Source organism: Fodinibius sediminis (assembly GCF_900182555.1).
Taxonomy (GTDB): domain Bacteria; phylum Bacteroidota; class Rhodothermia; order Balneolales; family Balneolaceae; genus Fodinibius; species Fodinibius sediminis.
Genome location: NZ_FXTH01000007.1, coordinates 44,809 through 58,015 on the forward strand (window position 1 = coordinate 44,809; position 13,207 = coordinate 58,015).

General features: G+C 47.4%; 12 protein-coding genes. All 12 read left to right on the plus strand.

All coding sequences use genetic code 11. From position 1 onward, the window contains the following. The first annotated feature begins 261 nt into the window (after window positions 1–261). The 12 genes from FN808_RS09250 to FN808_RS09305 all read left to right on the plus strand — a co-directional run bounded on the left by FN808_RS09250 (window position 262) and on the right by FN808_RS09305 (window position 13,206). Complete coding sequence (locus FN808_RS09250; protein WP_142714302.1) at window positions 262–2,982, plus strand: UPF0182 family membrane protein; 2,721 nt, start codon at window positions 262–264, stop codon at window positions 2,980–2,982. Window positions 2,983–3,315: 333 nt separating this feature from the next. Beyond that, a complete protein-coding gene (gene thrS, locus FN808_RS09255) occupies window positions 3,316–5,256 on the plus strand; it encodes a threonine--tRNA ligase (protein ID WP_142714303.1) in 1,941 nt (646 codons plus the stop codon). A gap of 30 nt (window positions 5,257–5,286) precedes the next feature. Continuing rightward, complete coding sequence (infC, locus tag FN808_RS09260) at window positions 5,287–5,847, plus strand: translation initiation factor IF-3 (RefSeq protein WP_142714304.1); 561 nt, start codon at window positions 5,287–5,289, stop codon at window positions 5,845–5,847. Between the two features lie 164 nt (window positions 5,848–6,011). After that, the gene (gene rpmI / locus FN808_RS09265) at window positions 6,012–6,209 is read left to right on the plus strand and encodes a 50S ribosomal protein L35 (RefSeq protein ID WP_142714305.1); all 198 of its coding nucleotides are present in this window, start codon (window positions 6,012–6,014) and stop codon (window positions 6,207–6,209) included. A 32-nt stretch (window positions 6,210–6,241) separates the two neighbouring features. Continuing rightward, window positions 6,242–6,589 carry a 50S ribosomal protein L20 gene (gene rplT / locus FN808_RS09270; RefSeq protein WP_142714306.1) on the plus strand — a complete coding sequence of 116 codons (348 nt, stop codon included), beginning with the start codon at window positions 6,242–6,244 and terminating at the stop codon, window positions 6,587–6,589. A 178-nt stretch (window positions 6,590–6,767) separates the two neighbouring features. Continuing rightward, entirely contained in the window at window positions 6,768–7,775 is a 1,008-nt protein-coding gene (gene pheS, locus FN808_RS09275) for a phenylalanine--tRNA ligase subunit alpha (RefSeq protein ID WP_142714307.1), read from the plus strand. A 116-nt stretch (window positions 7,776–7,891) separates the two neighbouring features. After that, entirely contained in the window at window positions 7,892–10,300 is a 2,409-nt protein-coding gene (gene pheT, locus FN808_RS09280) for a phenylalanine--tRNA ligase subunit beta (RefSeq protein ID WP_142714308.1), read from the plus strand. A gap of 3 nt (window positions 10,301–10,303) precedes the next feature. Beyond that, window positions 10,304–10,567, plus strand: coding sequence for a hypothetical protein (locus tag FN808_RS09285; protein ID WP_434084129.1), 264 nt, complete (start codon window positions 10,304–10,306; stop codon window positions 10,565–10,567). Beyond that, entirely contained in the window at window positions 10,564–10,857 is a 294-nt protein-coding gene (locus FN808_RS09290) for a cell division protein ZapA (protein WP_142714309.1), read from the plus strand. Before FN808_RS09285 ends, FN808_RS09290 begins: the two co-directional genes overlap by 4 nt. A gap of 86 nt (window positions 10,858–10,943) precedes the next feature. After that, window positions 10,944–11,765 carry a TIGR00282 family metallophosphoesterase gene (locus FN808_RS09295; RefSeq protein ID WP_142714310.1) on the plus strand — a complete coding sequence of 274 codons (822 nt, stop codon included), beginning with the start codon at window positions 10,944–10,946 and terminating at the stop codon, window positions 11,763–11,765. Window positions 11,766–11,772: 7 nt separating this feature from the next. Further along, window positions 11,773–12,450 (plus strand): ABC transporter ATP-binding protein, encoded by a 678-nt coding sequence (locus tag FN808_RS09300; RefSeq protein WP_185958323.1) that lies wholly within the window; start codon window positions 11,773–11,775, stop codon window positions 12,448–12,450. Window positions 12,451–12,516: 66 nt separating this feature from the next. Continuing rightward, complete coding sequence (locus tag FN808_RS09305) at window positions 12,517–13,206, plus strand: tetratricopeptide repeat protein (RefSeq protein WP_142714311.1); 690 nt, start codon at window positions 12,517–12,519, stop codon at window positions 13,204–13,206. The last annotated feature ends 1 nt before the right edge of the window (window position 13,207 follow it).

Consider the following 13,207-nt stretch of genomic DNA (forward strand, 5'->3'; position numbering starts at 1 on the left):
ATAACTAAAATAGTTTAAATATCAAATTTTTAACCATATTGGTTATATAGTTATAATTATAACCAAAAAGGTTATAGAGATACGGCTGTAAACAAACCTATTCATTGATGCACCCAGCTTATATAGAGGGTCGAACTATGCCTGATATCAAAATGTGCTTAAATTCTGCATTCTCTGAAAAGCTTACTATCTTATGTGTCATACGACTACGTACGATTGGTACCATTGTTATGCCCAACGCTATTTGATTCTGAATTATTTATGAACCGTATTTTTCGTTCTTCCAAACTTCTTTTTGGCATTCTGTTCCTTGTTTTAAGTGGAATCCTTATACTCAGCGGCTTTTCCGACTGGATCGTGGAATGGCTCTGGCTCGATAACCTGGGATATGAACAAGTCTTCTGGACCATAAAACTGACACAGGTTCTGTTGCTGGCAGCCGCACTGGCCGTGGCCCTGGGCTATGTATTGCCCAACATGAACATACTTGCCAAAAAATTCGGAACGATGAGCTTCGGGAACTCTCCTCTCGCCCAGCTTAACCTCCACCAGATCAGCAGCAGGAAAATCCGGAATGTTTTTATGGGTATTGGCGCCATTTTCAGCCTGTTCTTTTCCCTCGCCTTCTTCATGCGATGGGACACCTACTTCCGGTTTCACTGGGATGAAACCGTTGGGCAGCTTGACCCGATCTTTGGGAATGATATTGGTTTTTACCTGTTTCGGCTGCCGTTTATCGAACTTATACAAAACAGCCTGACTTCCCTCGTCTTCTTTGTTACTATTATCCTGACCATTCTGTACATCTACTCCGGGGCCATTTCCTTCGGCTCCCAGCGAAACATTATGATACCCGCCGACATAAAAAAGCAGCTCGGGCTCAATTTCGGGCTCTGGTTTTTGCTGCTCTCCTGGGGTTTTTACCTGGAACGCTATAACCTTCTGTACAACGATAATGGAACGGTTTACGGGGCCAATTATGTAGACATTAACATCAAGCTGCCGGTGCTCTGGATTATTGCCATCCTCTGTTTCATTCTGGCCCTGCTCTCATTTTACCAGCTGTATAAGAACCGTCTGAAGTGGCTGGCGGGGACTGGCATTACGACCCTGCTGCTGGGAGGCTTAGGACTGAATATTCTGCCCGGCGCCATCCAGAGTTTTAAAGTAGACCCCAGTGAACTGCAGCTCGAGACCCCCTACATAGAGCACAGCATAGAACAGACGCGAACAGCCTACAGCCTGGACAAGATGAAAACCCGGTCCTACAGTGCTCAGCCGGCCGAGAGGATGTCGTGGGCCACAATCGACAAGAACGAGGAAACCATTGAAAATATCCGTCTCTGGGACCCCCGGCTGCTTATACAGACCTACCGGCAATTGCAGGAGATCAGGCTCTACTACCAGTTCTATAACGTCGACGTTGATCGCTATCATACCAACGAAGGATACATGCAAATGATGGTATCAGCCCGGGAGCTTTCCGAGGAAATGCCCGAACAGTCGGACACCTGGGTTAACCGTAGGCTTCAATACACCCACGGCTATGGCATGGTTATGAGTCCGGTCGCCCAGGAGGGGTCCCAGGGCGATCCGCGCATGGTTATCAAGGACATCCCTCCAGTCAGTGAAATCAATCTCCAGGTTGAACAGCCCGCTATTTATTTTGGCGAACACAATGCCGACTACAAGATTGTGGATACCAACATCCGGGAACTGGACTATCCAAGGGGCGACAAGAATATTTATACCAACTATAAAGGCGAGAGCGGTGTATCCATCAACAACTTTTTTGAGCAACTGCTGTTTGCCTGGAACTTCAGCGACCTCAACATTCTACTGACGGACTATATCAATGACAACAGTAAAATTCTCTTCTGGAAGAAAATTGAGGAGCGGGTCAAGCGCATAGCCCCCTTTCTGCGCCTGGAGGACGATCCCTACCTGGTACTGAATGAGGGCAAACTCTACTGGATCCAGGACGCCTACACCACGTCGCCTGACTACCCCTACTCCGAACCATATAATGATGAATACAACTATATACGTAACTCAGTGAAGGTCGTTGTCGATGCCTACAACGGTACCACTGACTTCTTTGTATCAGATGAAGATGATCCTATTCTGAAGGTTTATCGTGATATTTTTCCCGGCATGTTTAAATCCCTGGAGGAAATGCCCGACGGCCTTCGTTCCCATCTGCGCTATCCCATTCACATCTTCGAGGCCCAGATGGACAAGTACAACAAATACCACATGACCAATCCGCAGGTATTCTATAACAACGAGGACCTTTGGACGCGACCCAATGAAACCTATGCCGGACGATCCATCACCATGGCACCGTATTATGTGCTAACAAAGCTGCCCGGCCAGGAAGAACTGCAATATCTGCTGATTAGTCCGCTCACTCCGAACAACCGCGACAACATGATCGGCTGGATGGCGGCAAATTCTGATTTTCCAAATTATGGGGAAGTTTCGGTCTTTGAACTCCCCAAGGATCGCCTTATCCTGGGGCCGGCCCAGATAGAAGCCCGCATTGACCAGGATACCGAAATATCTCGCCAGCTAGCCCTGTGGGATCAGCGCGGATCGCGGGTTATTCGGGGTAACCTGATGATTATTCCTATTGAAGATTCTTTCATCTATGTAGAGCCGGTCTTTCTTATAGCTGAAGGAGTGGATATTCCGCAGCTGCAGCGTGTGATCGCTACCTCGGGCGATAAAATTGCCATGCAGCCCACCCTGCAGCAATCCATCGAAGCCCTGTACGGCAAACGGGAACAACGTGTTGCTGCTCCTGCTGACTCTGCCGCGGCTGTACCAGGGGTACCTCTGCCCGCAGATACTTCCAGCGCAGCACTTTCACAGCTCAGAACCCTCTGGGAGGAAGCGAATGAAGCCATGCAGAACGGAGACTGGACGCTCTTCGGTGAAAAAATGAATGAAATCGAGAACCTGCTGAACGAAAACCAGTAGAACGGCCCTTTCGGGCGGCGGGCCTCACCGATCGCATGAAGGAACGTTCGACTTTGCCTCGTTCAAATTGACCTCGACAGCAACAATAACGGCCACCGGCTTCCCCGGGAGATCAATCCAGGCCCTGTTTCCCATAACAGCTCCCGCTTACATTCGTGAGTGGCTTTAGAGTAGCCGCCGGGGGTTTTATGGTGAAAAGTCTTACTCCGGGGAGCATTCAATTCCATATGAAAAATAAAGGCAAAAGGAGCTGTGCCTCTTTTCTAATTTTTATATCTTTAGAGGCTAAAATCAAAGAATCATCTTTTTTAAAGTACACAGATAGATTGCTTAATGCCTGAACAAATTGCTATTACATTTCCTGATGGAACTGAAAAAAAGTTTCCAAAGGGAACAACCGGACGTGAAATTGCAGAGTCAATATCCATGGGCCTTGCCCGTGAAGCGCTCAGTATCACCCTTGATGATGAGATCATGGATCTCAGCCGTCCCATCCGGGAAAGTGGAACCATTACCATTAACACCTGGGATAGCGAGGATGGAAAATATACGTTCTGGCACTCTTCTGCTCACCTGCTGGCCGAAGCCGTACAAGAGCTGTATCCTGACGCAAAGTTTGGGATTGGTCCCCCCATTGAGAAGGGATTTTACTACGATATCGATTTCGGTGACCAGACAATCAACCAGGATGACCTTGACAAAATAGAAGACAAAATTATTGAACTGGCTCGCAACAAGTCTGTATTTAAACGTAAACATGTTTCCAAGCAGGAGGCTCTTGAATTCTATAAAGGCCGGGATAACGAGTATAAAATCGACCTGATTGAAGAGCTGGAAGACGGGGACATCACTTTTTACACCCAGGGACACTTCACGGACCTCTGCCGCGGGCCGCATATCCCGAATACGGGACGCGTTAAAGCAGTAAAACTGACCAGCCTGGCCGGCGCTTACTGGCGCGGAGACGTTGACAGCAAGCAGCTGACCCGTATTTACGGTATTACCTTTCCCAAGCAAAAGCTGCTAAAGCAGTATCTCAAGCAGGTTGAAGAGGCCAAGAAGCGCGACCACAAGAAACTTGGGAAAGAGCTGGAGCTCTATATGATTGATTCCATGATCGGCCAGGGGCTGCCCGTCTGGTTGCCCAATGGCACAATTATCCGCCGCGAACTTGAAGCTTTTCTTCGCGACGAGCAGAAAAAGCGCGGCTACCAGGAAGTTATAACCCCCCATATTGGCAATCTTGACCTCTACCGAACTTCTGGTCACTTCCCCTACTACCGCGAGTCGCAGTACAACCCTATTCAGGTGGAAGATGAGGAATACCTGCTTAAGCCGATGAACTGCCCACACCATCACCGCATCTACTCCAACAAACTGCACAGTTACCGTGACCTTCCGCTGCGACTGGCTGAATTCGGTACCGTCTATCGCTTTGAACAATCAGGGGAGCTGAGCGGCATGTCGCGCGTTCGTGGATTCACCCAGGACGACGCTCATATCTACTGCACCCATGATCAGCTAAAGGATGAAATAAAGAACTGTATTGATCTCACGGAACTGGTTTTTGGTACCTTCGACATGCCTGTCGATATCCGTCTCTCCTTCCGGGATGACAATGATGAAAAGTACGGCGGAAAAACGGATTACTGGGATCGTGCAGAACAGGAAATCAGGGAGGTCGCCGATGAAGAAGGGCTTGACTATACCATCGGCCGCGGCGAGGCCAGTTTCTATGGCCCCAAAATTGACTTCATCATTCGCGACGCCATCGGGCGTAAATGGCAGCTCGGCACCATACAGGTAGATTACGTCATGCCCGAACGCTTTGACCTGACCTACGTGGGGTCCGACAATGAACGGCATCGTCCCGTTATCATTCATCGTGCTCCGTTCGGATCCATGGAACGCTTTACCAGCATCCTGATCGAACATTTTGCCGGTGACTTCCCGGTATGGCTTGCTCCACAACAGGTACAGATCATCCCAGTTTCAGACGATTTTAACGACTATGCCTTTGAATGCGCCTCTCGTCTTGAAGATCACAACGTTCGCGTCAAAGTGGATACCCGGAGTGAACAGATAGGAGGAAAAATCCGGGATGCTGAAACGAGCAAGATCCCATATATGTTAATTGTAGGCAGTGAGGAAGAATCAGCTGGTACAGTTTCGGTGCGACGTCACAAAGAAGGTGACATCGGAACTTTTGATTTTTCTAAATTTATTTCTAATCTCACAACAGAGATTGATCAGAAAGAAGTACCTAAACACTAGATTAATTTTAATAAAACAACAGAGGTTACTATCGCAAGACGCAGAAGACGACGACCACGGGGCAATGATGATCGTCCCAATGCTAACGAAGAAATTCGAGCATCCAAAGTTCGGGTCATTCATCCCGAAAATGTAGAAAAGGAACACGAAGTTGTTCCTATCGACCGTGCACTGGAAATAGCCGAATCCTACGGATTAGACCTTGTCGAAGTTGCACCCAATGCCAAGCCTCCCGTTTGCAAGGTGCTTGATTTTGGCAAGTATATGTACAAGAAAAAGAAGAAAGAGAAAGAGGCTAAAAAGAAACAGCATACTGTTCAGGTTAAAGAGCTTCGTTTCCGCCCGAATACGGACGACCACGATCTGAATTTTAAAACTCGCCATGCCCGGGGCTTCCTCGAAGATGGTGACAAGGTAAAAGCTACTGTTCAGTTCCGCGGCCGCGATATGCTCTATACCGACCGGGGTAAAGAACTTCTTATGGATTTGGCTGAAGAATTGAGTGACATCAGTGACATTGAAACCAAGCCCAATATGGAAGGGCGACGAATGATTATGATGCTCGCTCCCACCGGAAAAGGCGGTTCATAGCTACCAAGGGTGTACATTCTTATTTCTACGACTACCGGATAAGAGGACCGGTCCTCACCCCGGGAGGGGAGGGAATTTTGTTTGTAATACAGGTTTATTCTGTAAACTATATTCACTATCTTTCAAGCCTTTTAATTTCAAGAAATGTTCATAGGTGTTTTACTATGCCAAAGATGAAATCCAACAGTGGGGCCAAAAAGCGCTTCAAAAAGACCGGTTCCGGTAAATACAAGCGTAAAAAGGCTGGAAAACGCCACATCCTCACAAAAAAACGAAGTAAAAGAAAGCGTAAACTCGGCAAAGCTACCACGGTCGATAAGACCCAGGAGAAGGATGTCGAACAAATGCTTCCATACAAATAACATTATTTATTAATCCTTAAACATTAGATAAAATGCCACGTTCAAGAAACAAGGTGGCTTCCCGTCGCCGTCGCCGCAAGATTTTAGATCAGGCGAAAGGTTACTGGGGCAAGCGTAAAAATGTTTATAAATTTGCTAAGAATGCGGTAGAAAAAGGGATGCTGTACCAGTATCGCGACCGCAAAGTTCGCAAACGTGAATTCAGGAAGCTCTGGATCACACGCATTAATGCCGCTGCCCGTCAGAACGATACGACCTATTCGAGATTGATGGGGGCCCTAAATAAGAAAGATATTGAGATCAACCGCAAGGTTTTAGCCGATCTTGCCGTCAATGATCCGGATGCATTCAGCGCTATTGTTGAAGAAGCAGCCAACTAATAGCAGCTCCATATTTTCAAGCCGGTCCTCCTTTCATCAAGGATGGTCCGGCTTTTTATTTTATTGAAGGAATTTACTTAATTGGATAGCTTGCACTGCCCTCGTGATGGCATATCATAGAGCGCAGACAGTCTTTTATTTTAAAAAAGAAAAATTTTCGATCGATCATAGATTACTCATGCTGGATGATATAAAAGCACTGAAAGAAAAAATTGCCCAGGTCAACATCGCCGATGAGAAAGATCTGGAGGCTTTCCGCCTGGAATTCTTGTCCCGGAACGGTAAAATACCTGCTATGTTTTCGCGTATGGGGGAGGTGCCCAATGAAGACAAGGCTGAAGTAGGCAGGGCAATGAATGAAGTAAAAAACTTTGCCCGCGAAACCTTTGAGACCCACAAAGAAAGATTAGAACGAAAGGAGGAAGTCATTCTCAAGGCCACCGACGATCTTTCCCTTCCCCCTGCCCCCTGTCCGACAGGATCCTACCATCCGCTGACACAGACACTCGAAGAAATGAAGGATATTTTTTATCGCCTCGGCTTCTCTATTGCAGATGGACCGGAAGTGGAAGACGATTTTCATAACTTCACGGCGCTTAACTTTCCGCCCAACCACCCGGCCCGTGACGAACAGGACACCTTTTTTATTCGGAAGAGTGATGATCCGGACATTGATGATCTGGTTCTTCGCACCCATACCTCGCCTGTTCAGATACGGCTAATGCAGGAAAAAAAACCGCCGATACGTACCATCATGCCGGGACGTGTATACCGAAATGAAGCTGTTTCACCCAAATCATACTTCCTGTTCCACCAGGTTGAAGCCCTGTACATCGATACGGATGTAAGCGTTGCCGAGCTTAAAGAGACACTGATCAGCTTTGCACGACTCATGTTTGGAAGTGATGTTAAATACCGATTGCGGCCGGGTTATTTTCCATTCACCGAACCCAGTCTTGAGATGGATATATGGTGGGAGACCAACGGCGAAGGACGCTGGCTTGAGATCCTGGGATCCGGCATGGTCGATCCCAATGTGCTCAAAGCTGTAGACATTGACCCGGAAGAGTATACTGGTTTCGCCTGGGGTATGGGGGTAGAACGCATTGCACTGCTTCGTCACCAAATCGATGATATTCGCATTTTCTACGACAATGATATTCGATTTTTAAAACAATTCCATTAAATAACATTTTATAAAAACGCAGATCGCGCGGATCAAGGTCAGCTGGGGTACCACTCTGCATCGATACTGACCGTTTAGCCCAATACGGTTCGCGGATCATCAAATTCAGCTATTCAATGAAAATTTCATACAATTGGCTAAAAGAATTTATCAATCTTGAGCTCTCGCCTGAAGAAACGGCAGAAAAACTGACGCTTATCGGGCTTGAAGTGGAAAACGTCATCCCCTACGGAAGCAACCTTGAAGGGGTGGTTGTAGGCGAAGTCCTGGACGTCAGGGACCACCCGAATGCCGATCGCCTTCGTATCTGCGATGTTCAGGTCGATGATGAAAAGCTTCAGATCATTTGCGGGGCAGACAATGTCGCAGCCGGGCAGAAAGTACCCGTCGCTACCGTAGGCACTACCCTGCCTGTTGAAACTGATGACGGCAAGCCTTTTACCATTAAGATAGCCAAACTTCGCGGGGTTGAGTCCAGAGGAATGATTTGTGCTGAGGATGAACTGGGACTGGGTGATGATCACAGTGGTATTATGGTTTTGGAAAAAGAGCTCAGGCCGGGACAGCCGCTGCACGAGGCCATGGAACTGTACCAGGATACGATTATCGATATTGAGCTGACCCCGAATCGGCCAGATGCAACCTGCCACCTGGGGGTGGCGCGCGACTTGTCAGCCGCACTGAACCTCAAGCTGTCCAAGCCTTTTGAAACGGAATTTGAGCAATCCCAGCAGCTTGATGAAATTTCCATTAGTATTGAATCTCCGGAAAAATGCCACCGATATGTCGGAAAACTGGTCAAAGGGGTCCAAATTGATGAATCGCCCAGCTGGCTAAAAAATCGCCTCAAAGCGATTGGGATACGTCCGGTGAATAATATTGTAGATATTACCAACTACGTGATGTTCGAGCTGGGCCAACCCCTCCATGCCTTTGATTCCGACAGAATTAACGGGAACGAGATTATAGTCAGAGATTTTGAAGAGCCAGTTGAATTTGAGACCCTGGATCATATTCAACGGAAATGTTCGCCCGGTACCCTTTTCATCTGTGATGGACGGGGGCCGGTCGCTATTGCGGGAGTCATGGGCGGGGTTGACTCTGAGGTCAGTGATGAAACACAAAATGTGCTGATCGAAAGTGCCTATTTTGATCCCGCCTCCATTCGGAAAACAGCTAAGGAGCAGGTCCTGCAGACCGATGCCTCCTACCGATTTGAACGCGGCATCGACCCGCAGCTGCAGCGCATTGCCGCAGAACGGACTGCAGAACTCATCGCTGATATTGCGGGAGGAACCGTTGCGAAAGGCTGCACGGATGTACATCCAGTAGAAACCAAAGCCTCTACGCTTACACTGCGAAAATCATATGTCAACCGTCTCCTGGGAACAGACTTCACTTTAGAAGATATTGATAACCTATTGGAGGGCCTAGAATTAGATATTTTAGAGAAAACAGAAAATGCTCTTAACTACCGTATCCCTACATTCAGGCCTGATCTTGAGCGGGAGGTCGATCTTATTGAGGAAGTGGGTCGTCTTTACGACTATAACAACATCCCGTCCCCCGAGCACGGGAAGTTCACTTCTCCCGAACCCATAACCGACTGGGAGCGGCTCCTTGCCAAAACCAAGGAATCGGCTAAGGGTCTGCAATACCGGGAGATCTATTCGAACTCGCTTATGCCGAAAGAAGAAGCCGAATGGCTGGGTGAACTTGATGAAATGATCCATACGCTGAATCCCATTTCAAAAGAGATGACAACACTCCGCCCTTCTCTCCTGTACGGCTTTCTTAAGGCGGCCGCCTATAATTTTAACCGCAAAGCGCAACAGATACGTTTTTTTGAAGTAGGGAATGTTTTTTCCAAAACGGAAGAGGGAACCTATCATCGGGGAATCAGTGAACAGACCAATATCCTGTTTGGGCTGGCGGGTTTCAAAACCATTGAGCACTGGAAAACTGAGTCGGAGCACTACGATGCTTTTGACCTCAAAGCTTCTATTAACGGCTTTTTCGAGCAACTTGGACTTGCTGATGATATTCATAGCTCGGTTGATGACGAGAACGTTCTTCATTACCGTTTGGCGGGCAAGACCATTGGCCGGCTTCACCAGGTTTCAGCGGATATGCTCGAACACTATGATATCAAGTTACCTGCGATCATTGCAGAATTCTCGCTGACGGAAATATTCAAGATTCGACAAGAAACAGGAAGTCGGTCCTATGAACCGGTCTCCAAGTTTCCCTCTTTTGAATTCGACTTTGCCGTTATCGTGGATCAGTCAATTCGGGCAGGCGATCTTTTAAATACAATCGAAGAGACCGCAGGTGCCGCTCTGGAAGAGCTGCAGGTTTTTGATGTTTTTGAAGGTGAATCACTGGGCGAGCGGAAAAAAAGCCTGGCTTTTCGACTTTCCTTCTTAGATAAAAACAAAACATTGACTATCAACGAAGTAGAACCTATTATTAATAAAGTTGTTAAGGTTCTTGAAAATCAATATTCAGCTAAACTTCGATCATAATATTTGATAGTGCTATCAGATAACAGTCCATATAAGAAGGAATTTTTTCGATTACTCAATAAAATTCGTTCAGAGGTTGAATCTCTGAACGGAAAGATTGAGGAGTTAGAGCAGGAAAACCGTCAGCTCAAATCAAAGCTTCGGGAAATTGAAGAAGGCCAAGCAGATATCTTTTCCGAAGTTTCAGAATCAGAACGGCTGGCCATACGCCACCAGGTGTTGGGATTGATTTCAAAAATTGACAATCATCTTGAAGACAACAAATGAAATCTGTAAAAGTCACCATCTTAGGAAAACAATACCCGCTGAAGGTTGAAGATTCTGAAGAAGAAACCATCCAGCGTATTGCCCATTATGTAGACGACAAATTTCGGCAATACAAGAAAGAGCTCAACAAGCAGCCCGATACCACCGTGATGTCACTGGCAGCTCTTGCCATCGCCGAAGAGCTGTTTGAGGAACGCAAACAAAACAGAGAGCTCAACCAGCAGGAGAAAAAAGTGATGGACAAGGTCAATGAATCGCTGGAAGAGTTTGTCGACGAAATAGTATCCTGACCAAAATCTCATTCTGAGAAAGGCGTTATTATCCTTACCTTTCGGCTTTTAATTCAGCAAGGTCCCCTTGTTCAAATGTACAGTCTATGTCAAAAGAATTGGTAAACATCCTTTTTGTAGGAGATATTGTCGGCGAACCCGGCCTCAGCCTGTTGGAGACCATCTTGCCCAGCCTGATTAAAAAGCATGATGCTGATTTTGTCATCGCCAACGGCGAGAATTCCCACAAGGGCAAAGGCATCAACCGCTCCATCATTCAACGGCTCTACAACCTTGGCGTCCACGTGATTACGGGCGGGAATCATTCTTTCGCAAAATGGAAAGTTTTTGACTATATGAAAGAAGATGGCAACATCCTCCGGCCCATGAATTACCCGACCGGCAACCCCGGGTATGGTTTTGGCATATATAACATAGACGGGATCGATCAGAAGATAGGCGTGCTAAATTTACAGGGGCGGACATTTATGAATCCCATTGACGACCCCTTCTCTACCGCCGACTGGGTTATCGACCGCATGAAGGAGGAAACCGACGTCATTTTTGTAGATTTCCATGCAGAAGCGACAGCAGAAAAATTAGCACTTGCATGGCACCTAGATGGAAAAATATCAGTATTTGTGGGTACCCACACCCACATACCCACCAATGATGCCCGACTATTCCCAAAGGGAACGGGCTACATCAGCGACGTGGGCATGACCGGCTCTTTCGATTCTGTGCTGGGGATGGATAAGAACACCTCCATGAAGCGCTTTAAGCTTGGCACCCCCCATCGGTATAAGCTTGCCAACGGCAATAATCATCTGTGTGCAATTACAGCTCGCGTTGATACCTCCACGGGACATTGCCACCAGATTGAGCCCATTATTTATCCCGCTTTCCAAACGACCAAGGCTGAATCCTGAGCAAGCCATGATTATTCTTGAGGCAAAAGATATTACCAAAACGTACGAGGAGGAGGGCCAGAAACCACTGACTGTCCTTAATGACGCCTCAATAGCGATTGAAAAGGGCTCCATTCTAACTGTTGTGGGAGCCAGCGGCTGCGGCAAAAGTACCCTCCTCCATATTTTGGGCGGACTTGATCAACCCAATGCGGGCACGGTTTCCTGGGACGGAACCTCCATTTATGCAATGAAACGCGAAGAGCTGGCTCGCTTCCGCAATAAAAACATGGGCTTTGTATTCCAGTTCCACCATCTGCTGCCTGAATTTACCGCCCTCGAAAATGTGATGATGCCCGCGCTGATCAAAGGCACCCCACCCGGGGCTACCAAGGAAAAAGCCCAGCTCCTTCTCTCTGATTTTGGCATCCTCGAGCGAGCTGAGCACCGGCCCTCGCAACTTTCTGGGGGTGAGCAGCAGCGGGTGGCCATGGCAAGAGCCCTGATCAATGACCCCGACCTGATTCTTGCCGACGAACCTACCGGGAATCTGGATGAGCGCAACACAGACATGCTGCTGGATTTTCTGTTCAACCTGCGGCAGGAACGCGAGCTCAGTATTCTGCTGATAACCCATGAAAAAAATATTGCCGAGCGTTCGGATGTCATCTATGAACTATCGCACGGTAAATTACACGCACTTTAGATTTTGCTATCATCCAAAACAATCATATTTTTATCGACCTGTAATTAAGATTAACAACGATTTATCATGTCCAAGAAACAGATACGAGAAGACTTAGAACGGGATCCGCTCCTGGAAACATTTTCCAAGGCCCAGAGCTTTTATGATAACAACAAAACAACCGTCATCGGCGGTGTGCTCGCCGTTGTGCTGGCCATTGGCGGGCTAGTCGGCTATTACTATTATTCCGAAAACCAGGAAGAAAAAGCACAGCAGCTCATGGCTGATGCTTCAACTTATTATATGAACGGCGACTACGAAAAAGCCTTGCGTGGCTCAGATACAGATTTTACGGTGGGCTTTGAACAGATCATTAATAATTATTCGGGTACTGAAGCCGGTAATCTGGCCCACTACTATGCTTCTGTCAGTGAATATAACCTCGGAAATGTCGAGCAGGCTATCTCCTATATCGAAGAATATGAGGTTCCAGAGGGTATCCTCGGCGTGGGCCCGATCTCGTTTCAGGCGGTACTGATGACGGATGCCGGCAATCATCAGAAAGCGGCTGAACTCTATGTTAAAGCTGCCGAATGGGATAAGAACGATTCCACCACCCCATACAATTACCTGGAGGCTGCCAATGCCTATTATGATGCAGGCAATAACGAAGAAGCCCGGAAATATGCACAGCTGGTAGTAGAACAGTACAGCAATAGTTCACAGGTTGCAGCGGCCCAGCGTCTGCTGGGGACACTTGCCGTAGCGGCTGAATAGT

What these genes read in the sequence shown, in the direction of transcription:
- thrS (WP_142714303.1), top strand. Translation starts at nt 3,316, where the DNA reads ATGCCTGAACAAATTGCTATTACATTTCCTGATGGAACTGAAAAAAAG.
- rplT (WP_142714306.1), top strand. Translation starts at nt 6,242, where the DNA reads ATGCCACGTTCAAGAAACAAGGTGGCTTCCCGTCGCCGTCGCCGCAAG.
- FN808_RS09295 (WP_142714310.1), top strand. Translation starts at nt 10,944, where the DNA reads ATGTCAAAAGAATTGGTAAACATCCTTTTTGTAGGAGATATTGTCGGC.
- FN808_RS09305 (WP_142714311.1), top strand. Translation starts at nt 12,517, where the DNA reads ATGTCCAAGAAACAGATACGAGAAGACTTAGAACGGGATCCGCTCCTG.
- FN808_RS09300 (WP_185958323.1), top strand. Translation starts at nt 11,773, where the DNA reads ATGATTATTCTTGAGGCAAAAGATATTACCAAAACGTACGAGGAGGAG.
- FN808_RS09250 (WP_142714302.1), top strand. Translation starts at nt 262, where the DNA reads ATGAACCGTATTTTTCGTTCTTCCAAACTTCTTTTTGGCATTCTGTTC.
- pheS (WP_142714307.1), top strand. Translation starts at nt 6,768, where the DNA reads ATGCTGGATGATATAAAAGCACTGAAAGAAAAAATTGCCCAGGTCAAC.
- pheT (WP_142714308.1), top strand. Translation starts at nt 7,892, where the DNA reads ATGAAAATTTCATACAATTGGCTAAAAGAATTTATCAATCTTGAGCTC.
- rpmI (WP_142714305.1), top strand. Translation starts at nt 6,012, where the DNA reads ATGCCAAAGATGAAATCCAACAGTGGGGCCAAAAAGCGCTTCAAAAAG.
- FN808_RS09290 (WP_142714309.1), top strand. Translation starts at nt 10,564, where the DNA reads ATGAAATCTGTAAAAGTCACCATCTTAGGAAAACAATACCCGCTGAAG.